Genomic DNA, 20,953 nt, shown 5'->3' with positions numbered 1-20,953 from the left:
GATCGATCGGGTGAGACGAGCGGAATTGAACATCTGATTTGCCTGACGACGGAAGCACCAATATGCCCGGTGGTTAATTTGTCGCAGCCTGACGTTCCGGTGAGGCTGGCTTGTGCGCGATGGCTTTCGCCTATTCGAAACGCAATGCCACAATCGGATCAAGCCGCGCGGCCCGATGGGCCGGATAGAGGCCGAACGAAATTCCGATGACCCCCGCAAATGCGCAAGCCAAGATGATGGCCCAGGGGCTGATCAGGACCGGCCAACCAGCTTTCCATGCGATTGCGACTGCCGCGGCGGCCCCCAAAAACGCACCCACAAGCCCTCCGACCAACGCCAGGATCGCGGCTTCGATGAGAAATTGCCATCGTATTTCGCGGCGGCGAGCTCCGACGGCCATGCGCAAACCGATTTCGCGGGTGCGTTCGGTTACCGAAACCAGCATGATGTTCATGATGCTGATGCCGCCAACGACCAGCGAGACCGCAGCCACCGCAATCAACAAACTGGCGAGCAGCCGCATTGCGGCCCCGCGTGCAAACAGAACATCTGCCGGATTCTCGATCCTGAAATCGCTGGGGGCATCCCCGCGAATGCGGTGCCGCTGTCGAAGCAGGGCCTCAACCTCGCGCTCGACCTCCGACATTGCAGCCGTATCCGAAACCTTGATCGAGATGAAATCCAATGCCTCGCGGGTCGTGCCGCGCACGGCTCCGAGCACGCGGCTTTTCGCAGCCGACAGCGGGACGAACACGACGTCGTCCTGGCTGCGGCCAGCCGCGCCCAACCCCTTTTTGTCCAGCACGCCAGTCACGGTGAAGGGGACGTTGCCAATCCGAAGCGTCTCGGCAATTCCCGAGCCCCCATTGAAGAGCTCCTCGACGATAACCGCTCCAACGATGGCAACTTTCGCTCCGGTTGCGATCTCATCGCTCGTAAACAATCGGCCGCTGGCAACTTGCCATTCGCGAGCCACCAGGTAGTCGGGATTTATTCCGGCCACCACGGTCACCCAGTTCCTGTTTGCGGCCACGAGCGGCAGGGAACGCGACAACAACGGAGCCGCGACCTGAACGTCCGCCAGTTCGCGGCGAATGGAAGCGGCGTCCTCTACGGTCAGCGTCGGCTGCGTTCCCGATTCAAGCCTCGCGCCTCCCGAATTCCTGGCTCCGGGCATAACGAGCAGGAGGTTGGCTCCAAGCGTGCGGATCTTCTCGGAGACTTCCGCTTGTGCGCCAGCTCCGACTGAGACCATGCAGACGACCGCTCCAACGCCAACGACGATCCCAAGCACGGTCAAGGCGCTCCGCAGCTTGTTGACGCGAAGCGCCCGAGCGGCGATTCGCAAGCTCTCCAGAGGACTCATGGCAAGGGACCCATGGCGAGGGCGGCCGGACGCAAATTGTCTGATGATGCCGAGCCGTCTTCGACGATTTGTCCATCGTGCAAGGTGAACAGTCGCCGCGCACGATTGGCGACCTCGGCGGCATGCGTAACCACGATGATCGTGCGTCCATCGCGATGGAGAGCCTCGAACAGCGACAGGATCTCGTTGCCGGTGGCACTATCGAGCGACCCGGTGGGCTCGTCGGCGAGAATGAGCGCTGGATCGTTGACTGTCGCACGAGCAATGACGACCCGCTGCTGCTCTCCTCCAGAGAGTTGGTTTGGCCAATGATGGCCGCGGTCGGCCAGGCCCACGCAGTCAAGCGCATCCTTGGCCGTGCGACGTCGCCTGGAGGGAGAAATGCCGGCGTAGATCAGCGGAAGTTCGACATTTTCCAGCGCGGTTGCCCGCGGCAGAAGGGCCGGCTGCTGGAATATGAATCCGATGTCGTGGCTCCTGACGGTCGCGCGTCCGTCTTCGCTCAGCTTTGCAACTTCCCGACCGTTGAACGCGTATGTGCCTGAATCGGGCCGATCCAACAGACCCAAAAGGTTCATCAGGGTCGACTTTCCCGAACCCGACCGGCCCCGTACTGCAACAAACTCGCCGCGCTCGATTGTGAGTGACACATTCGATACCGCGCGGACGATCGAGCCGCCGGAAGGATAGCTTTTTGAGATTCCAACGGTTCGAACCAGGGGCTGCATCCTAGAATCCGATCTCAAAATCCGAGGCGCACGCCGAAATAGCCCCTTTGCTTTTGCGAGTTCGCAACCCCGATGATCACGTGCTGGTCCTCCGCGAGCGCGCCATCCAGCAGTTCGGCGCTGTTGTCGTCGCTCGCCCCCAGTCTCACTGCAACGGGTTGCGGTCGCCCACCGTCACCGACCAGCCATACCGTCGCAGAAGGTTTCGAGGAGGTGGCCTTGTCTGCACTCTGGTGACCTGTCGAAGAGCCGGCATCGTTCGGTCGGAAGCGCAGCGCCTGGCTGGGAATTTTGAGAATCCCGCGCGTATCGCTCACCACAATCCGAAGCTGGGCAGTCATTCCCGGCAGCAGCAAAAGGTCCGGATTCGGCGCGGAAACGATCGTCGTATAGGTGACGACGTTCTGCACGACTTCGGGAGACTTGCGGATCTGGAGAATCTGCCCGCTGAAGGTCCGGTCGGGATAAGCGTCCACCGTGAACTGGACCGTCTGGCCCACTTTCAATTGCCCGACATCGGCCTCGTCGATCTTGCCATGGACCTCCATCTCCCGCAGATCGTCCGCAATCTTGAACAACGTCTTGGCTTCGAGACTGACGGCGACCGTTTGCCCTGGATTGACATCCCGCTTGATGATGATTCCATTGATCGGCGCACGGAGCACGGTCCGACCGAGATCGACCTCGGCCTGATCGACGGCCGCCTGCCGCTGCTCGATGACCGCCTGTGCATTCTCGAGATTGGCCTCGGCCATTTGGCTTTCCGCCTCCGCAATCGCAATGGCCTCGGCTTTCATCTGGATTTGCTCGAGCGAAGCGCGCAGATCGGCGGCTCCCGCATCGCGCAGCGAGCGCGCCTGGCTCAAGTCTCGGTCGGTACCGCTTCCACTGCGTGCCAATGCGAGCTTTCGCTGGAATTCCCTCTCCGCTTCTTCTTGTCTGACCTTGCTCGCAGTCGATTGATCTTCCGCCAGCTTTTCGGCAGTCCGCGCATTGGTCACTGCGACCTTCGCTCGTTCCAGCGCTGCCTGTTCCACTTGAGCGGTGGCTCTCGCCACTCTCAGGGCGGCTCTTGCTTCCTTGACGCGGGCCGCAAAGATCTCCTGATCTATTCGCGCGATCGGCTGCCCGGCCGTTACGCTGTCGTTGAAACTAACGAACACTTCGGCAATCTGTCCCGACAATTGCGAGCTGACATCAACATTTACGACCGCCTCAACGGTGCCGCTGGCCTTTATCAGGGTCGAGATGCTGCCCCGTTCAACCGGGGCCGTGAGGAAGGTCGGGGCCGAGCTATCTTGACCATAGGTATAGCCCAGCCCGACCATCAAGGCGCACAACAGAAATGCCACGCCGACGAAACGCATGTGGCTGTCATCCTGCTTCAACGCATTGCCGGCTCGTCCGAGGCATCAGTGCTTACGGCCACAGCAGGCAAATCAGGCTCTGCAATCTTCAGGGCTAGGGCGCTTGGTGCGAGCAAGCGACATCATATTGGGAAACGGCGGCCGTCGAATTTGCGTTCGCTGCCGATGCTGTGCCCGGATTTCCCGCATAGACGTTGCCTGCTTGCCCACTTGGATTGAACGGCGACCCCGGTGCTGCCATAGCATTCCCCGGAGTGTTGATACCTGCACCACTGGTGGTACAGCTAAAGTTGTGATTGGAGCCATGCTGTCCTGTCGTAGGATTTTGAGCAGGCTTGACGGGAGGACCCGCGCCCAACACCACGCCCGCGGACGGAAGCAGCAGGCAGGCGCCGATAGCGAGGGAGACTAACACGTGCTTCATCTCTGCACTCCTTTGAAGACGATTCTGCGCATTGCAGTTGCTTGCTGAATTGCGAAGCGCCAGCATTGGCCGACACTCCATGAGTGCGCATTGACCATCCCCTTGCCATTGGTGGTTTGGTCGCCGCGAGCAAAGAACGCCGAGCAACGCAGAATGTCCCAAGCCATCTCCGTTTTTTTTGAGGCACCTCTCACAGGCCGCGACAGCGAAACTGACTTATTTTTCAGAAACTAACTTGCAAGTCATTTTGGGAAGTCATTTTCGGAAGTCATTTCCGATTTGGCGTCGAAGGAATGCCACCTCAGCACGGGATTGGTACGTGACCTTCACCGCGTGATGGCCGCTGCAGATCCAAAGCCGACTTGCATTCTCATCGAGCCAGCCCGACGTCACCGTTCGCGTCTGAGGCGAACGTCGATGCTTGAGGGCTACGCCACCGCTCCGATCCCAACGACGTCGATGCCGTCGACGCGGCCGCGGATCGGGAGCGTGCCGAGATCGCTCACCGGAAATGGCGGCGGGCCGGCGAAGCGCGCCATCGCCGCTCGCGAGGCGAGAAAGCCGCCATCGACCTTGCGACTCAACTCCTCCAGCCGCGCCGCGGTGTTCATGACATCGCCGTTGAACACGATCGCGCGCTTGACGTCGCCGATCTCGCCGACGATCACCGGGCCGAAATGCAGGCTGCCGCGGATCTGCGGCACCGCGCCGAATTCGCGCTCGAACTGCGGCGCCGCCTTCTGCAACGCGCGGCGCATCGCCACGAAACAGCGCAGCGGCCGGCAATCGACCGCACCGCTTTGTTCGGGCCAGGTCACGATGATCTCGTCGCCGACATAGTTGAGCACCTCGCCGCGATAATCGACCACCGACTGCGTCAGCAGGCGGAAGGTGCGGTCGAGAAAACGATGGATACCGATGCCGCCGAGACGCTCGGCGAGCCCGGTCGATCCGGCGATATCGACGAACAGCACGAAGCGGTCTTCCTCGACCGGCGCGTGATAGCGCCCGGTGACGAAGTTCATCAGCGCGCGCGAGCCGATCAGGTTGGCGATACCGAATCCCAGGTTGACCAGCACCGAGACGATGGCGGAGCGCGCGAAACTCGACCAGAAGTTCTGCAGCGAATCCTGCGGCGCCACGCCTGCGATGCGTTCGCCCGGCTGCAGCAACTGGATGCCGATGATGATGGCCGCGTAGATGGCGCTGCGCACGGCCAGATTGGAGAGGAACGACAGGCGTTTGAGCCAGTCCCAATCTTCAAGGACGAACAGCTCGATCGAGCCGATCACGCCGGCAAGCAGGAACCCGTAGGTGATGCCTACAGTCAACTGGGCAGCGCCGCCGCCGAAGGCGCTGAGCGTGATCGCGACGCCGGACAGGATTCCGGCGACAAGGACGGCGGCAAGTCGTTGCAGCTTCCGCTCGAGCCTCGCGTTCATGCTTTCTGTCCCGGCGACTGTCCCAGCTACGCCCCCTGATCGAACGCCTTGCGCAACGACACATAGCCCGCCTGCTGCTGGCTCCAGTTGCGGCCGCCGGTGATGGCGCCGTCGACGACGAGGTCATGACCGTTGATGAAGCTCGATTCGTCGCTCGCCAGGAACACCGCGGCATGCGCGATGTCGTCGGGCAGGCCGGCGCGCGGGATCGGCTGCGCCGCCTTGTAGACCTCGCGCATCACGGACGCGGTCTTCTCGGCCGCGTCGGTCGACAACCCCAGTGCCTTGCCGAAAATCCCGGTGGCGATCGCACCGGGCGAGATCGAGTTGACGCGAATGCCGGACTCGCCGAGCTCCATCGCCACGCATTTGGTGAAATGAATCACCGCCGCCTTCGCCGCGCCATAGACCATCGAAGAGGAGAACCCGGCGAGCCGTCCGGCAATGCTGCCATTGTTGATGATGCTGCCGGATCCCTGCTTGCGCATGTACGGCGCCGCATGCTTCATGCCGAGCATGACGCTGCGCACCAGGGTTGCCATCGCCGCGTCGAACCGCTCGACGTCGAGGCCCTCGATGCCGCCGGTCTGCGACGGACCGCCGGCGTTGTTGAACAGGCAGTCGATCCGGCCGAACTTCTCCACCGCAAGCGCGATCAGCGCCTGCATCTGGTCCTCGACCGTGACGTCGGTCTGCCGAAACACGCAAGCCTCGCCGAGCTGTTGCGCCAGCGCCTCGCCCTCCGGCGCGCGGCGCCCGGCGATCACGATCCGGGCGCCCTCGGCGACAAAAACCTCCGCCGTGCGCAACCCGATGCCGCTGGTCGCCCCGGTGATCACCGCGACCTTGCCGTCCAGCCGTCCCATGCCGGTCCCCCGATTAACGTTTGATGTTGCGGATATTCCCCAGCTGCTTCCACCAACGCAAGCGGGGGCGCGGTTTCCGGTGGTCAAGGTCCACCTGTGGCCAGAAGGCCACAACTGCGGTTTTTCGGTCGCAGCGGCCTTATTTTGGGTCGCCTGTTCACGTGAACTGGAACGACCGATGGCGAAATGGATCGACGAATTCAGGGCGGGTTGGCGGGGCGATTCCCAGCCTTCGATGCTGCTTGCGGCGAGCTTCGCGGTGCTCTGTCTCGTTTTGGCCACGGCCGCGCGCTTCGGGCTCGCCCAGATCAGGCCGGATGTGTTCTTCACGCCCTATTTCCCGGCGGTGTTCTTCGCGACCGCCTTTGGCGGCTTCCGGATCGGGATCGCAACCGCGCTGGCAAGCGGCCTGCTCGGCGTCATCATCAATTTCAGCAGCGGGCACGCCGATCCGGCGCGCTTTGCACTGCTGATGATCTTCTGGGCGGTGTGCGGCATCGCGATCTGGGGCGTGGAGCATTACCGTTCCCTGGTTGCCCAGCAGCGCGAGGTGTCCAAGCGGCTGATCGAGGAGGAGCAGTACCGCAAGATCGTGGTCGACGAATTGCAGCACCGGCTGAAGAACAAATCCTCGACCATTCATGCCGTGCTGCATCAGGCGCTGCAGGACCGGCCTGATGTCTGGCAGCGCATCGACCATCGCATCCGCGCACTCTCGGCGACCGACGATCTGATCGCGCGGGTCGACGGCTATGGCTGCGATATCAAGGATTTGCTGCGCTCGGAGCTCGGCCCTTACGGCCATGTGCGGTTCAATCTCAACGGCGAGCAATTGTTCCTGCCCGCCAAGCTCGCCGTCTCGCTGGCGCTGATCTTCCACGAGCTCGCAACCAACGCAGGAAAGTACGGCGCCTTCTCCTCGCCGCGCGGGTTTCTGCAGGTGTCGTGGACGGTGGATGATGGACGTCTCAACGTGATCTGGGACGAAACCGAGGGACCGGTGGTCGAGGTGCTCGGCGAACCCGGCTTCGGCACCAAGCTGCTGAAGTCGGCGCTGCGGCCGTTCGACGGCAAGACCGAGATCAGTTACCTGAAGACCGGCGTTCACTGCACCATGCAGTGCAAGCTTCCCAACTGTTGATAAGTACGCTTTCCGGCACAGGCGCATTTTCCGGTGCAACCGTGCGCGCCGCAATCGCTTTCACCAGCGACTGAGCCCGACATTGATACTCTGTTAATGACGATTGCCGCGACGGCTTGCGAAAGCAGCCCGGGTCTCATTCTGTCACGGCATTTCGCAGGTCCGCTTAACCAAAACTACAACGGACTTTGCCAAGGTCGGCACATGCATAGTTTCACGAAAAGCGATTTTCAGGCGGGCGCGGCAGCGACCGGCCAAGACGACATTTCCGGAAATGAACTGCGCATCCTGCGCGATCTTCTCCAGCTGCTGCCAGCGGGCGTGACGGTGCAGGACGAGCAGGGTCAGTTCATCCTGGTGAACGAAGCGGCAGCGAGCCAGCTGCAGCTGGCGGCGAGCGCGAGCCAGCCGGCACCGGCCGATGATCGTCATGCCGCCAATCTGGACATGCTGCGCAGCGGCCGCCCGGTGGTACTCGAGGAAGTGCTCTCCTGCGGCGCATCCAAATACGTGTTTCTCACCTCGCACCGGCCGGTCCAGATCGCCGGCCGCAATCTCCTGATCTCGACCTCGACCGACATCAGCGAGCAGAAGGCGTTCGAGGACCAGCTGTTCCGCTCGGCCTATTACGATGAACTGACCGGCCTGCCGACCCGGCGCGTGATCGAGCATCGCGTCAACGGCCTGATCCGCGACACCGCGCAGAGCCATTTCGCGCTCGCCTTTCTCGACGTCGACAACTTCAAGCACATCAACGACTATTACGGCCACGCGATCGGCGATGCGCTGCTGGTCGAACTGTCCAAGCGGCTCGGCCACGCGTTGCGCGCAACCGACATCCTGTCACGGATCTCCGGCGACGAATTCCTGCTGCTGCTGAACCCGATCAGCAGCAACGACGAGGTTGCCGAGTTCATCCACGTCATGCAGGAGCGGCTGAAAGCGCCGTTCTTCATCGAGGACTCCGAGATCTTCGCCTCCACCTCGATCGGCGTCAGCCTCTACCCGATGCACGGCAGGAGCTACGAGGCGCTGCGCCAGAATGCCGATATCGCGATGTACCGCGTCAAGAACAACGGCAAGGGCTCGACCGCGTTCTTCGACAACAGCATGGAGCGCGAGGCGCTGGCGCGCATGAAGATCGAGCAGTCGCTGCGGCTGGCGATCCTCGAAAAGCGCTTCTGCTGCGCATTCCAGGCCAAGGTCGATATCCGCACCCACGAGGTCAAGGGCATCGAGGCGCTGGTGCGGCTACGCGACGACGAGGGCGTGATCCAGGCGCCGGGCACCTTCATCAACCTCGCCGTCGAGCTCGGCCTGATCGACGAGCTGACGTTTCTGGTGCTGGCGGAAATCGTCAAGTCGATCGACCTGATCAACGACACGTTCGGCCCCACGGCGACGATCAGCATCAATGTCGCGGCCAAGCAGGCCGGCAATCTCGAGTTCATGCGCCGCTTCGCCCGCGCGATCGAGGAAACCGGCTTCCCGAAGCGCTTCATGATCGAGGTGACCGAGGACGCGTTCGTGACCCGGTCGCACTTCCAGGATCAGATCCTGCCGATCCTGCGCGGCATCGGCGTCGGCATCTCGATCGACGATTTCGGCATCGGCTATTCGTCGCTGTCGGCACTCGCCGACATCACCGCCGACGAGATCAAGATCGACCGCTCCTTCATCACCGACATCCATCAGCGGCCGCGCAGCCAGGGCATCCTGCGCGCGATCGAATCGCTGAGCGAGGCGCTCGGCATGACCGTGATCGCCGAGGGCATCGAGTCCTACGAGGAGCTCACCTATCTGCAGGCGGCGACCAAGATCCGCTATGCCCAGGGCTATTACTTCGCCAAGCCGATCTTCCTCGAGGACCTGAAGCCCGCGACGCCGGTCGCCAGCGAGAGCCGCGCCAGCATGGCGGCGCGCCCGTCCCAGGACAGCCGCCAGAGCTATTCGCGCGCCAACGGCTTTCGGCGGTAGGCAATTCTCCTCACCTCGGCCCCTTGTGGCAGGACCATCGCATATAACCTGCCTCCGCAGGGACGCGCTGCCAAAACATCGAAAACAACCCCATGCAAAGTAGCCGGCGGCGCGCCGGCATTCGACATGGCACCTTGACATGTCGGGCAAATCCGCAATATAATTCTATTATTCAGAAATTGCGGGCCGCGCCCGACCCCGCGCTACGGGACGTGCCCGTAGCCTTACAGCTAGTCTGCCGAGGTAGCCCCTCACCCAGCCCTCTCTTTATAAGAACGGGGAGAGAGAGAAGTCCGTCTATTTCTCCAGCACCGGCAACGGCGCGACGCCGTTGTTCGCTGCACCGGCCTGCATCGTGATCAGCGTCATCGAGACCAAATCGTAGTAGCCCATGATGCCGATGATATCCATGATGCCGCGCTCGCCGAACTTCTCCTGCGCGGCCTTGTAGACGGCGTCTGAGACCTTCCTGTCGCGATAGAGTGCGATGCCGAGATCGTACAGCGCGGCCTCGTCGTCCTTCATTCCTTCCGGCCGCGCACCCTTGGCGATCGTATCCGCGATCTTCGGATCGAGCCCGCCCTTCAGCGCCAGCGGATAATGCGCCGACCATTCATATTGCGCGGTCCAGTGCCGCGCCGTGATCAGGATCGCCATCTCACTGAGCCGCGCCGGCAGCGAGGTGTTCCAGCGCAGATACTCCGACAGGTTCGACAGCTTCGGCGCCAAATCGGGATTGCGGATATAGGCGCGGTAGGGCGGCGCGGTGAACTTGGCGTTGCGCGGCGGCGCGCTGATCATGTCGGCCCAGGCCTTTTGCGGCGGCGACAGTTCCTCGGCCTTGAGCGGCGCGAACCGCACGGCGTCCTCGGCTCGCGCGGCCTGCACTGAAAATGCCAGCAACACCAAACTCCAAGCCGAAAAAATCCCTGCCCCGAATCTTTTTCTCATTGTCGTTCTCCCTTTGAGGCGCGACGCGCCTGGCGCGCACCCTACCGCGGCGCCGCGCACCGGCCTATATTGAGGCCGGTGTTACGCGAAGGTGTCAGCCATGCAGCCTGTGTCTATGCTTCTGAACATCGTCTGGATCTTGTGGGGTGGCGCGTTGATGGCGTTCGGCTGGCTGATCGCCGCCGTGATCATGGCTATCACCATCATCGGGCTGCCATGGGCGCGCGCCGCCTTCAACATCGCCGTCTACTCGCTGCTGCCATTCGGCTCGCGTGCGGTGCGCCGCGATGAAGTCACCGGCATGTCCGATATCGGCACCGGACCGCTCGGGCTGATCGGCAATCTGATCTGGTTCATCCTGGCCGGCTGGTGGCTCGCCATCGGCCACGTGGTATTCGCGATCGGGTACGCCGTGACCATCATCGGCATTCCCTTTGCCTGGGCACATCTCAAGCTTGCCGGCATCGCGCTGTGGCCGATCGGCAAGGTGATCGTGCCGGCGTAACACCGGCGTGTCACAGCGCGCGCGGGGCTAGAGCCAATCCTTCGTCGTCTGCGAGCAGGCCTGGAGGTCACGCCGCCAAATGTACCCGCGACCACCACAGGGTGGGCGCGGGCGCGAGGTGGCGGGACACTCGTTCCTGACCCGGGCGCCGGTGCCCCAGCCGTCAATCACGCAGGCGCCGTACGCAGTAGAGTGGCAACCGACGCCACATCCGTCCGCGGCGTTGGCCGGGGTCAGGCCGAGCAACGCAGCTGTCGTCAGAACCGCGAGCAGACATGCTTTCATGATGATCTCCATCAAGCTGCCGATCGTGACGCTTCAGTCGCGGCAGGAGCGTAGGCGATCTCGAGGCGGCTTACCACCGGGCCGCCGCACACATTCCGGTGTGTGCGATGCGACCATGATCAGTGCGCCGCCTCGCAGCCGGGAATGTCGAACACCGCGGTCAGGCCGCAGGGCGAGTTGAGCATTTTGCCGCCCTCATGGCCGACGCCGGGCACGTCCCACACGCTGTGGTTCGGCGCGCCGCCATCGCGGGCCTGCATCGCCGCGACATAGGAATGCCCGCGCACATAGCGATACGGCCCTTCGGCTTCCGCCATGCAGGATTTGTCGAGCGCGGGATGATTGGGATTGGTGTCGAGCGTTCCGAGCAGATAGATCACGCGGCGCCCGACATAGGCCTGCTCCAGCGCTGCCGGCGAAGGCTCGGCGAGATAGGGCGGGCGATCGTCCATGCCGAACTTCCAGCTGTTATAGCCTTCGCATGCCGCCGCGATCGCGGGCTCCGGCCGCTCCTTGGTGAAATAGGCGTAGGAGGAAGGATTGGCGACCACATAGCGCACGCCGATGCCTTCGCGCAGCAGCACCTGGTCGCCCTTCACCGCGATCGCATAGCGCTGCACCACCTGGCCGCCGCCGGAATGGCCGAACACGACAACCTGCTTCAGGTTCGGAAACAGCTTGCGGTCGCCGAGCTTCGCCAGGATCGCGTCGAGCGCCTCGAACGAGCTCGCCGGATTGGGCGCAAGCGCGGGCTCGCCGCCCTGCCAGCCATAGAGGCTCCAGCGCAGCGTCTCCGCCGGCAGCTTGAACGCCGCGACGTCGGGCTCGATCAAAAACTGCGGCGCGATCATCAGCGTGCTCTTGCCGACATCGCCGGCCGCAGCCTGTGCGCTCAGCGCCGCGCGGAAATAATCGTCGGCATTGCGCAGCACCCCGTGCAGCACCAGCACCGCGCGGGTGACGTCCAGCAGCGGATTGGACCAGTCGGCCGAGAGATAAACGGGGAAGGTCGCGCTGCCGACGGCGATCCGCCCGCTCGCGACCTCCTTGACCGGCTTCTTGTCACGCTCGATCTGCGCCTGCGTTGCCGACACGACCGGCACGTGAACGGTCGCGATAAGCAGCGTCAGTGCCGCAAGCCAGCCCCGGTGATGCATGATTCAACTCCGTTGGTGCCGCGAGGGGCGATGCAATCGGCCGGATCATGACGCATTGGACTTCACTTCCCGCATGAATTTTCAGAAAGGCAGGTAGCTCACGCAGCGAGCCGTCCGCGATTGTTGGCGGCAAGGATCGGGCGGATCAGACGGCCGAACCGCTCGGCCTCCTCGTCGTGCAGATAGCCGGACAGGCAGAAGGAGTGGCAGCCGGCGTCGATGAACTGCTGCAGGGTCGCGGCGCATTGCGCGGGATTGCCGACCACCGCGATGCCGGCGCCGGGCCGCACTTTGGTGATCCCGGTCCACAGATGCGGCATCAGGAGATCGCCATAGTCGCGCGCGAGTTGCTGCACGCGCTGATTGGCCTCCGAGCGGTTGTAGAGCGTCTTCATCTCCTGCTTCTGCCGCTCGGTGGCGTGGCGCACCAGCTGGTCGGCGGCCTCCCAGGCATCGGCCTCGTTCTCGCGACAGATCACCTGCAGCCGCATGCCGAAGCCGATCGCATCCCCCCGGTCATGGTCGCGCGCCATCCGCCGGATCTCGGCGATATTCTCCGCGATGCGCTCCGGCAGGTCGCCCCAGAACAGATGGACGTCGGAATGCTTCGCCGACACCTCCCAGGCCTGCCGCGAGCCGCCGCCGAGATAGAATTTCGGAAACGGCTGCTGCAGCGGGCGCGGCCTGATATGTGCGCCCGAGATCGTGTGAAACTTGCCCTGGAAGGTCACCGGCCCGCGTGTCGTCCACAGCGCCTTCAGGATCGAGACCTCCTCCTCCATCAGCGCGTAGCGCTCTTCCTTAGGCTGACGGACGCCCTCGGCTTCGACCTCGCTCTCATTCTGGCCGGCGATCAGATTGATGCAGATCCGCCCGCCGGACATCTGGTCGAAGGTCGAGATCATCTTGGCCATCAGCACCGGGTTGATGTAGCCGGGCCTTGCTGCGATCAGCGGCTTGATCCGCGCCGAGCGCGCCGCCATGAACGCCCCGGCAATCCAGGCCTCCCAGCACACCGAGCCGACCGGAATGAGCAGATATTCAAACCCGGCGTCCTCGGCCGCCTTGACCACGCGCTCGCAGAGTTCCGGCGAACCGGCGATTTGCGCCTCCATCAGCCCATAGGCCGTGGTGTCACCGTGCGTGGGCAGATACCAGCCGAATTCCAGCGGACGCATGGGCAAACTCCCTCGAAAGACGGCCCTTTTCCTTGGACCTGTCATATTGGCGCAGGCAGTCTACAGTCCTTGACCGGCCGGACAACGCCGTTGCCGACCCGGAGCCAATCAGCTAAATGAACCCCTGCACGCACCCGTAGCTCAGCTGGATAGAGCGTTGCCCTCCGAAGGCAAAGGTCACACGTTCGAATCGTGTCGGGTGCGCCAGCAAAACACGTCCTTTTGCCGCAACCGGCATTGCCAAATCCGCTGAGCCATCAAAGGTTGCCGTTGAGGGCGCGGAAACGAACACCGCACTTCTGATTCGAGAAATCCGCGAGAATTGGATCGACGACGATCGCTAATGGCGATCTTGTCGCCATTCAGATGACCGCCCGAGGCTCATCAGACACCCGTCGCTGGGAGCATCACATCCGCTCAGAACTTTCGTCCGGTGGATTCCATTTTCTTGCATTCGCCGCTGACGGTCAGGGATTTCCCTCCCGACGAAAGGGTCTTGGTGGCTTTGCCGGACTGTCGGGAAATAACGATCGACAGCGAAGCCACGCGATCCTTGCCATCGATAGTAACGTTTGTCGGGCCATCGAAGGAGAAGGAATCCTGGCCGACTTTCCAGCCTCCAGCCGTATCGATGTAGTACTGCAGGGTCGACGCGGCCATGTTCCAGTCATCAGTCGAAGCGAGTGGAAAATCGCACTCCAATGCTGCGACCGTGGTTTGCGCGTGACCTTCCGGAGCCAACGCTCCCAAGGCCAGAACCGATAGAAACCCATTTCTTATGACTCGCACGTATTCACTCCTCAAAGCTTCCAATGAGTGCCCCGCAACATAGCGCCGGAGCGCAACCGAGGCGAGCGCCCGACAACGACGGAATAGCTTGCAAGGGTGACGCTCGTCCTATGTTTTCTACCGTAAAATCACGGGGACACCAGCCCACTCGGCCCAGCTTCCAGGCCTGCACAGGTTGCGATGGGTTAAACGCCCGGACCACGCTTTCAGCTTCGGTTCAGCAGCTGCCAGGTCGATGTGGCATGCGCGATCGGCTCGCCGGCTGCGGTGGATGCCTGCGACTGCACGAAGAAGGTCTTGCGGCCCCGCTTCAGGAAGCTCGCATGGCAGGTGACGCGACCTTCGCGGACCGCGGCGAGATACTGCACCTTCATCTCGAGCGTGGTGCCGGCACCCGCGACGTGGTTGACGAGATGCCCCATCGAGATGTCGAGCGCGGTCGCGAGCACGCCGCCGTGCAGCGAGCCTTGCGGGTTGAACAGCGGTCTTTCGACGTCAAAGGACACGATGCACGCCTCGCCCTGGTAGGCGATCTCCAGTCCGAGGAAGCGCGACAGAAAGAACGACCCGAATTCCTGCCGCTCGTCCTCGACGGCGCGGCGCAGCATCTGCTCGGCGATTTCCCTCATGACAATATTCTCTTGACGATACTCACATGGCCGATCGCACGAAGCTCCGTCCAAAGTCTCCGAACGCGCCTTCGACTGCTACTCTTTCGAGCCGATCGTCGGTCCAGCCGAGCCATTCCGCAAGCACCTCGCGTGTGTGCTCGCCGAGCATCGGCGGCGGCGTGGAAGGCGCCGGCGGATCGTCGCCGAACCGAATCGGCCGCGCGATGAACTTCACGTCTCCGGCGGCCGGATGGCGGACGGTCTGGACCATGCCGCGCTGCGTGAGTTGCGGCGTTTCGCAGACCTCGCCGACCGACTTGATCGCGCCGCAGGGAATGCCCGCCGCGCCCAGCGCTTGCAGCCACTCGGCGCGGCTTCTCCGGGCAAAGATGGGGATGAGGATCGCGACGAGTTCATTCCGGCTCGCCGCGCGTTTCGGCGCGGTTTCGAAACGCAGGTCATCGCGCAGATCGGGGCGGCCGATGACAACGCAGAAGGCCGCCCAGAACTTGTCGTTCGCGACCCCGACATTGATCCAGCCGTCACTGGCTTCGAATGGCTCGTACGGGCTGATGGTCGGATGCACGTTGCCCCGGCGCCGCGGGCTTTGTCCCGTGGCGAAGTACATGCCGGCGTTGAACGTCAGCAGTGATGCCATCGCGTCGAGCATCGAAACGTCGACCCGGCCGCCCTCGCCGGTCCGGCTCTTCCGCATCAAGGCAGCCAGCACCGAATGCGACGCATACAGGCCGGTGACGAGATCGGCGATCGAGGTGCCGACCTTGGTCGGCGGCCCATCCGGATCGCCGGTGATGTCCATCACGCCGGATTCGCCCTGCAGGATCAGATCGTAGCCGGGACGCAAGGCGTCCGCACCGGTGCGGCCGAACCCCGAGATGCTGCACAGGATGATGTCGCCCTTGCGCGCCCGCAGCGCATCGAAACCGAGCCCCCATTTGTCGAGCGTGCCCGGGCGAAAATTCTCGATCACGACGTCGGCGACGGATGCGAGATCGAGCACCGCGTCGCGACCCGCCGGCGACTTCAGGTCGATGGCGCAGCTGCGCTTGTTGCGGTTCACCGAGAGGAAATACGCACTCTCGCCACCGACGAAGGGCGGCCCATAGCGGCGGCTTTCGTCGCCTTGCCTGGGATCCTCGATCTTGACGATGTCGGCGCCGAGATCGCCGAGCTGCATCGTGGCATATGGACCCGAGACCACCCGGCAGAGGTCGAGAACCCTGATGCCGGACAGCGGCTCGCGATCAGACGATCGCATCGGCGAGGTCTTTCATCGACGGCACCAGAATGTCGGGCTGGTGCGGCGTGATGCCGAACGGACGGCTGCGCCGGTCGATGAACGCCGTCCGCATGCCGGCGGACTTGGCGCCGATGCAGTCGAAGGCGTGATTGGCCACGAACAGCACCTCGGCGGGCTTCACACCCATGATCTCCGCCGCCTTTGTATAGGTCGCGACATGCGGCTTGAACGAATTGGCTTCGGCCACCGAGATCACGCGATCGAACGGGATCTTGTGGTACTGCTTCGCGGTCTCGAGCATGTCGGGATCGCCGTTCGAGAGCACGACGAGCTTGTACTTGCTTTGCAGCCGCGCGAGCGCGTCCGGCACCTCCGGAAACGGCACCAGCTTCTCGATCTCGCCGACGAGGGTGCGCACCTCGTCCATCGTGTAGTCGATCTTCGCCCGGTCCAGCACGTGGGCAACCGCGCGGTGCCCGATCTCGCGATAGGGCGTGTGCTCGCGATGCAGCAGCGCATCGATCATCGAGTTCTCGAAATGCGTGCGACGCCACCAGGTGACGAAGGAATTCGGATCGCCCTTCCAGCCCTTCTTCGCAAGGAACGGCGCGGCGATTTTGGTCAGGCCGCCCTGCATGTCGACCACCGTGCCGTACTGGTCGAACATGCAGATCTTCACGTCGCGCTTGATCGTCTCAAAACTCATTGATGCCTCCTTGGTTCGGATCGATTGATACGCCCTGCACCATCATGGATGAAATGGATTTGTGGTCTTTCGTTATTCACGGTATGAATGACGAATGAACCTTCGATCCATCGACCTCAACCTGCTTGTCGCGCTGGACGCGCTGCTGACCGAGCGTCATGTCACCAAGGCGGCCGACCGGGTCGGCCTCAGTCAACCGGCGATGAGCAATGCGCTCAACCGGTTGCGCGCGATGTTCGAGGACGAACTGCTGGTGCGGACGACGGCCGGGATGAAGCCCACGCCGCGCGCCACCGAACTGGCGGAACCGCTGCGCCAGGTGCTGCGTCAGGTCGAGCGCGTGATGGCAAGCGACGCCGGCTTCGATCCAACCCGCACGGAACGCAGCTTCACGATCAGGATGTCGGACATCCTTGCCTGCCTGCTGCTGCCGAGACTCGCCGCGGCGCGATCGCCCGACGCGCGGATCTCCTACAACGTCATCCATCTGCCGCCCTCGCTGACGATCGATGCGCTGGAGCGGGACGAGATCGACGTCGCGGTCAGCATGGGGCTCGAGCATTCCGCGTCGATCCGTTCCGAAACGCTGCTGCGCGACCGCATGGTCTGCCTGATGCGGAGCGGTCACCCAATCAAGCGCGGAAAATTGACCTTCGAACGCTTCATTGCCCAGGAGCACATGAAGGTCTCGATCAGCCCGACCGATCTTCGCTTCGTCGACGATGTGCTCGCTGAGCGCGGTCATCGAAGGCGCATCAGGCTGAATGTGCCGCATTGGCTCGTCGTGCCGCATGTCTTGAAGAGCACCGATCTGCTCGCGGTGATGCCGCGACATCTCGCCGCCGTGCTGATGGACGACGGCCTGCGGATGGAGGACCTGCCGTTCGAGTCCGCGCCGTTCGACTGGATGTTGTACTGGCATCGCAGATACGATCAGAGCAATGCGAACGGCTGGCTCCGCGATCGGCTCAGGGCGGCGTGCTCCGGCCTGAGTTAGGCCCCGATGTCCGCCGGCCTTCGCGCGATCGGCGACCGGCTTCCTGCTTCGGCCTCCGTGACCGCCGATGCGTCCTCCAGCGATCGTCCCTTGGTCTCGAATCCGAACATGAGAAAGACCACGGCCTGGAACACGAGGATGCCGGCCAGGGTCGTCAGCACGCCGGTCAGCCCTTGCCAGGCGAAGATCGCGACCACGACGTACTGGACCAGCGCGGTCGCGATCCGTCCGGACGTGGCGCAGATCGCGGTGCCGCGAAGCCGATAGCGCGTCGGGAACAGTTCCGGGACGTGCATCGCGAACCCGGTCGCCAGCATGACATAGATCGCGGTGACGAGCAGGAAACCCACACCCGCGAGCGCAATACCGTCCGCCATATACGGATAGGCGATGCCGAGCGCGGCCGCGGCGATCGACGAGCCGATGATCGACAGCCGGCGTCCGAGCCGGTCCGCCAGTACAAGCCCGATCAGCGATCCGACCGGCCCGCCCAGCGCCATCACGGTGGTGTAGCCCAGCGAGGAGACCACGCTGTGGCCGCCCTTGACCATGAAGGTCGGCAGCCAGCCGATGAATCCGTAGAGGCTGAAGCCGACGACGACGTGCAACAGGCTGCCGAGCAGCGTGCGCGCGAGATATGGCGGCTGGAACAGACGCCAGACCGCACCCGGAGATTCCTGCGCCGGCGCGCTGGGGGCGACAGGGGGTAGCGTTCCCTTGCGCGCCGCCTCCGCCTCGATCGCGGATAGAATTGTCTCGGCTTCATCGGCGCGTCCGTTGGCGGCGAGCCAGCGCGGCGACTCCGGCATCGACTTGCGCAGGATCCAGACGACCATCGCGAGGAGGCCGACAAGGGCGAACATGTAGCGCCATCCAAGCGTCGGGATCACCCACAGGCCGATCATGGACGACGCGAACAGCGAGACGTTGGTGATCACAGCCAGGAGCCCGATCCAGCGTCCGCGCGATGACGCCGGCACGAACTCCGTCAAGGTCGCGTAGCCCACGACGATCTCCGCGCCGAGCCCGATGCCGATGATGAAGCGCAGGCCGATCAGCACGGTCATGCTCGGAGCGAAGGCCGCCGCGATCGACGCAAGGCCGAAGATCGCGAGGTTCATCTGGTAGGAGAAGCGACGGCCGAAGCGGTCGCCAAGGATGCCGGAGAACCAGGCGCCGATCGTCATCCCGACGAAGGTCGCGGAGACGAATGCGGCGTTGAGCTCGAGCGTCGACCATCCCTCCTTGAGCACGGCTCCCAGCACGCCGCCGGCCAGATAGATATCGAACGCGTCGAGGAACATGCCGGCCCCGATCAGGGCCAGGATGCGCCAATGGAATTCACAGATCGGCAGCCTGTCGAGGCGTGCGCCCGCGTTGATGTCGATGTCGGCGGTTCGCGCCATGCCAGACCTCCCTGCCCGGCCTTGTGCGAGCCGGATGTTCCGATCATCGATTGATGACGCGCAGGGGATCGTCGTCCAATTCAAAACGAAAATTCGACTATTTGGCGCAGTGATGAAGCAGACACCTTGCAGCACACGACGTCCGAGCAACGTTACTCAGCAGCGAGCTGAAGCCACACGGATGATCGAAAGCGGCAACGAGGAAGCCGCGACTGCAGAGCGCGATGCAACCACGCGGAACTTTCGCAGGAGTCGCTTGGCTCATGTTTCCACTTCGACCGTACGATCGCGTTCCATCCTGACACCAAGCTGAACTGCATTCACCACTGCGAAAAATTTCGCCGTGACGCGGCCTCATGATCGCGGATCGCCACAAACATTCACAACGAGTTCATGTCGGCGCCACTATTCGACTCCAACGCTGGGGGAAGAAGATTGGAGTATGCGCCATGCGCCGCATCGCCGGACTGCCTCTCGCCTTAGCTCTCAGCCTCTGCTGTCTCGCGCCGCCCGACGCTGCACACGCGCAGCTCGGCATCGGGATCGGCATCACCGTGAATGCGGCACCGCCGCCATTGCCGGTCTATGTGCAGCCGCCGATGCCCGCGGTCGGCTACATCTGGACCCCGGGCTATTGGGCATGGAGCGACGATATCGGCTACTACTGGGTGCCCGGCACATGGGTGCAGCCGCCCGCACCTGACTTGCTGTGGACGCCCGGCTATTGGGGCTGGAACGATGGCGCCTATGGTTTCCACGCCGGATATTGGGGAGCGACCGTCGGCTTCTACGGCGGCATCTCTTATGGCTTCGGCTACACCGGCGTCGGCTACGAGGGCGGCTACTGGCGCGGCGGCAGCTTCTTCTACAACAGCTCCGTCAACAACATCTCCAACGTCTCGGTCACCAACGTCTACAACAAGACCGTCATCAACAACACGACCAACGTCAGCTACAACGGCGGCACCGGCGGCACCACGGTGAGGCCGACGCCGCAGCAGCTCGCCGCCCAGAACGGGCAACATGTGGCTGCGACCGCCGAGCAGACGCGGCACGCGGCAGCAGCCATGAAGGACCCGGCGCTGACGCTCGCCAACAACCATGGTCATCCGGCGGTCGCCGCGACCGCACACGCCGCACAATTCAGCGGCGCGGGCGTGATCGCCGCGCGACCGGGCAAGCCGATCGTGGCACCGCCGCCCGGGCATGCGCAGCCGACGGCAAGCCACGCTCTGCCGACCGGGAATGCCGTGCCGCCTGGACACGCTCTGCCGACCGGAAACGCATTGCCGCCCGTGCACGCCGCGCCGGCAGAACACGCTCAAACGACGGGTCACGCTCTCCCGTCAGGAAATGCTCTGCCGGCAGGACACGCTCAACCGGCAGGGAATGCTCCGCCGGCAGGACACGCTCTCCCGACAGGAAACGCTCTGCCGGCAGTGCACGCTCCAACGACGGAACACGCTCAAACGACAGGGCACGCGCCCCCGGCAGGACACGCCTTGCCCACCGCGGGCAATCATCCTGCCGCGGCGCCGCACATCGCCGCGCCGGCCGTGCATGCGCCGACGCCGCAGATCGCACGTCATGCACCGCCCGCGCCACACCCGGTCGCGCATCCGCCGGCGCCGCACGTCGCGCAAGCGGCTGTGCATCGTGCTCCTCCGCCCCGGCCCGCAGCGCCGCACGTGTCGCGGCCGGCACCGCGGCCTCATCCTGCGCCACGGCCGCAGCATCCCGCTGCGAGACCAGCGCCACACAGGCACGCATGATCCAACTCATCGGCGTGTCTGCAA

19 protein-coding genes and 1 tRNA gene are annotated in these 20,953 nt (G+C 63.5%); 6 read left to right on the top strand and 14 right to left on the bottom strand.

Going from position 1 to position 20,953, the window contains the following annotated elements:
* Positions 1-130 precede the first annotated feature (130 nt).
* The 5 genes from FBZ93_RS13370 to FBZ93_RS13350 form a co-directional block, all read right to left on the bottom strand.
* Positions 131-1,366 carry an ABC transporter permease gene (locus FBZ93_RS13370; protein ID WP_146986401.1) on the bottom strand — a complete coding sequence of 412 codons (1,236 nt, stop codon included), beginning with the start codon at positions 1,364-1,366 and terminating at the stop codon, positions 131-133.
* On the bottom strand, positions 1,363-2,094 hold the full coding sequence (locus FBZ93_RS13365; protein WP_146986400.1) for an ABC transporter ATP-binding protein: 732 nt from the start codon (positions 2,092-2,094) through the stop codon (positions 1,363-1,365). The genes FBZ93_RS13370 and FBZ93_RS13365 overlap by 4 nt, the downstream gene beginning before the upstream one ends.
* 14 nt (positions 2,095-2,108) lie before the next feature.
* Positions 2,109-3,482, bottom strand: a complete 1,374-nt coding sequence (locus FBZ93_RS13360; protein ID WP_146986399.1) for an efflux RND transporter periplasmic adaptor subunit — start codon at positions 3,480-3,482, stop codon at positions 2,109-2,111.
* 831 nt (positions 3,483-4,313) lie between these two features.
* A complete protein-coding gene (locus tag FBZ93_RS13355) occupies positions 4,314-5,327 on the bottom strand; it encodes an adenylate/guanylate cyclase domain-containing protein (protein WP_146986398.1) in 1,014 nt (337 codons plus the stop codon).
* A 26-nt stretch (positions 5,328-5,353) separates the two neighbouring features.
* A complete protein-coding gene (locus FBZ93_RS13350; RefSeq protein ID WP_146986397.1) occupies positions 5,354-6,193 on the bottom strand; it encodes an SDR family NAD(P)-dependent oxidoreductase in 840 nt (279 codons plus the stop codon).
* A 178-nt stretch (positions 6,194-6,371) separates the two neighbouring features.
* On the opposite strand from FBZ93_RS13350, the gene FBZ93_RS13345 reads away from it, so the two are divergent.
* Together FBZ93_RS13345 and FBZ93_RS13340 are read left to right on the top strand one after the other, a co-directional pair.
* Positions 6,372-7,334 carry a sensor histidine kinase gene (locus FBZ93_RS13345; RefSeq protein ID WP_146986396.1) on the top strand — a complete coding sequence of 321 codons (963 nt, stop codon included), beginning with the start codon at positions 6,372-6,374 and terminating at the stop codon, positions 7,332-7,334.
* Between the two features lie 204 nt (positions 7,335-7,538).
* On the top strand, positions 7,539-9,311 hold the full coding sequence (locus tag FBZ93_RS13340; RefSeq protein ID WP_167529025.1) for a putative bifunctional diguanylate cyclase/phosphodiesterase: 1,773 nt from the start codon (positions 7,539-7,541) through the stop codon (positions 9,309-9,311).
* A gap of 297 nt (positions 9,312-9,608) precedes the next feature.
* On the opposite strand, the gene FBZ93_RS13335 is transcribed toward FBZ93_RS13340, so the two are convergent.
* Positions 9,609-10,214: a carboxymuconolactone decarboxylase family protein gene (locus FBZ93_RS13335; RefSeq protein WP_433995407.1), complete on the bottom strand. Its 606-nt coding sequence runs from the start codon at positions 10,212-10,214 to the stop codon at positions 9,609-9,611.
* Positions 10,215-10,362: 148 nt separating this feature from the next.
* On the opposite strand from FBZ93_RS13335, the gene FBZ93_RS13330 reads away from it, so the two are divergent.
* Complete coding sequence (locus FBZ93_RS13330) at positions 10,363-10,767, top strand: YccF domain-containing protein (protein WP_146986394.1); 405 nt, start codon at positions 10,363-10,365, stop codon at positions 10,765-10,767.
* A 27-nt stretch (positions 10,768-10,794) separates the two neighbouring features.
* Here the strand turns inward: FBZ93_RS13330 and FBZ93_RS41940 are convergent, their stop codons facing one another.
* The 3 genes from FBZ93_RS41940 to FBZ93_RS13315 all read right to left on the bottom strand — a co-directional run bounded on the left by FBZ93_RS41940 (position 10,795) and on the right by FBZ93_RS13315 (position 13,387).
* Entirely contained in the window at positions 10,795-11,052 is a 258-nt protein-coding gene (locus tag FBZ93_RS41940) for a GCG_CRPN prefix-to-repeats domain-containing protein (RefSeq protein WP_433995411.1), read from the bottom strand.
* 119 nt (positions 11,053-11,171) lie between these two features.
* Positions 11,172-12,209, bottom strand: coding sequence for an alpha/beta fold hydrolase (locus tag FBZ93_RS13320; RefSeq protein ID WP_146986393.1), 1,038 nt, complete (start codon positions 12,207-12,209; stop codon positions 11,172-11,174).
* A gap of 98 nt (positions 12,210-12,307) precedes the next feature.
* Entirely contained in the window at positions 12,308-13,387 is a 1,080-nt protein-coding gene (locus FBZ93_RS13315; RefSeq protein WP_146986392.1) for an LLM class flavin-dependent oxidoreductase, read from the bottom strand.
* A gap of 130 nt (positions 13,388-13,517) precedes the next feature.
* Here FBZ93_RS13315 and FBZ93_RS13310 point away from each other — a divergent pair.
* Positions 13,518-13,594, top strand: a tRNA-Arg gene (locus tag FBZ93_RS13310).
* A 210-nt stretch (positions 13,595-13,804) separates the two neighbouring features.
* Here the strand turns inward: FBZ93_RS13310 and FBZ93_RS13305 are convergent.
* From FBZ93_RS13305 to FBZ93_RS13290, 4 genes are all read right to left on the bottom strand, one after another.
* Positions 13,805-14,047, bottom strand: a complete 243-nt coding sequence (locus tag FBZ93_RS13305; protein WP_050424707.1) for a hypothetical protein — start codon at positions 14,045-14,047, stop codon at positions 13,805-13,807.
* Between the two features lie 335 nt (positions 14,048-14,382).
* Entirely contained in the window at positions 14,383-14,805 is a 423-nt protein-coding gene (locus FBZ93_RS13300) for a PaaI family thioesterase (RefSeq protein WP_146986391.1), read from the bottom strand.
* A gap of 22 nt (positions 14,806-14,827) precedes the next feature.
* A complete protein-coding gene (locus tag FBZ93_RS13295; protein WP_146986390.1) occupies positions 14,828-16,066 on the bottom strand; it encodes a CaiB/BaiF CoA transferase family protein in 1,239 nt (412 codons plus the stop codon).
* A complete protein-coding gene (locus FBZ93_RS13290) occupies positions 16,053-16,754 on the bottom strand; it encodes a haloacid dehalogenase type II (protein WP_146986389.1) in 702 nt (233 codons plus the stop codon). Before FBZ93_RS13290 ends, FBZ93_RS13295 begins: the two co-directional genes overlap by 14 nt.
* A gap of 94 nt (positions 16,755-16,848) precedes the next feature.
* On the opposite strand from FBZ93_RS13290, the gene FBZ93_RS13285 reads away from it, so the two are divergent.
* Positions 16,849-17,751 (top strand): LysR family transcriptional regulator, encoded by a 903-nt coding sequence (locus FBZ93_RS13285; protein ID WP_146986388.1) that lies wholly within the window; start codon positions 16,849-16,851, stop codon positions 17,749-17,751.
* Here the strand turns inward: FBZ93_RS13285 and FBZ93_RS13280 are convergent.
* Positions 17,748-19,157 (bottom strand): MFS transporter, encoded by a 1,410-nt coding sequence (locus tag FBZ93_RS13280; protein WP_146986387.1) that lies wholly within the window; start codon positions 19,155-19,157, stop codon positions 17,748-17,750. The genes FBZ93_RS13285 and FBZ93_RS13280 overlap by 4 nt on opposite strands.
* A 449-nt stretch (positions 19,158-19,606) precedes the next feature.
* Here FBZ93_RS13280 and FBZ93_RS13275 point away from each other — a divergent pair, with 449 nt between their 5' ends.
* Positions 19,607-20,929 (top strand): YXWGXW repeat-containing protein, encoded by a 1,323-nt coding sequence (locus FBZ93_RS13275; RefSeq protein WP_146986386.1) that lies wholly within the window; start codon positions 19,607-19,609, stop codon positions 20,927-20,929.
* Positions 20,930-20,953: the final 24 nt, after the last annotated feature.

The sequence above is a fragment of the Bradyrhizobium macuxiense genome, assembly GCF_007993935.1.
GTDB classification, from domain to species: Bacteria; Pseudomonadota; Alphaproteobacteria; order Rhizobiales; family Xanthobacteraceae; genus Bradyrhizobium; species Bradyrhizobium macuxiense_A.
Note: the sequence above shows the minus strand (reverse complement) of the source record. Positions and strands in the feature narration are given on the sequence as shown.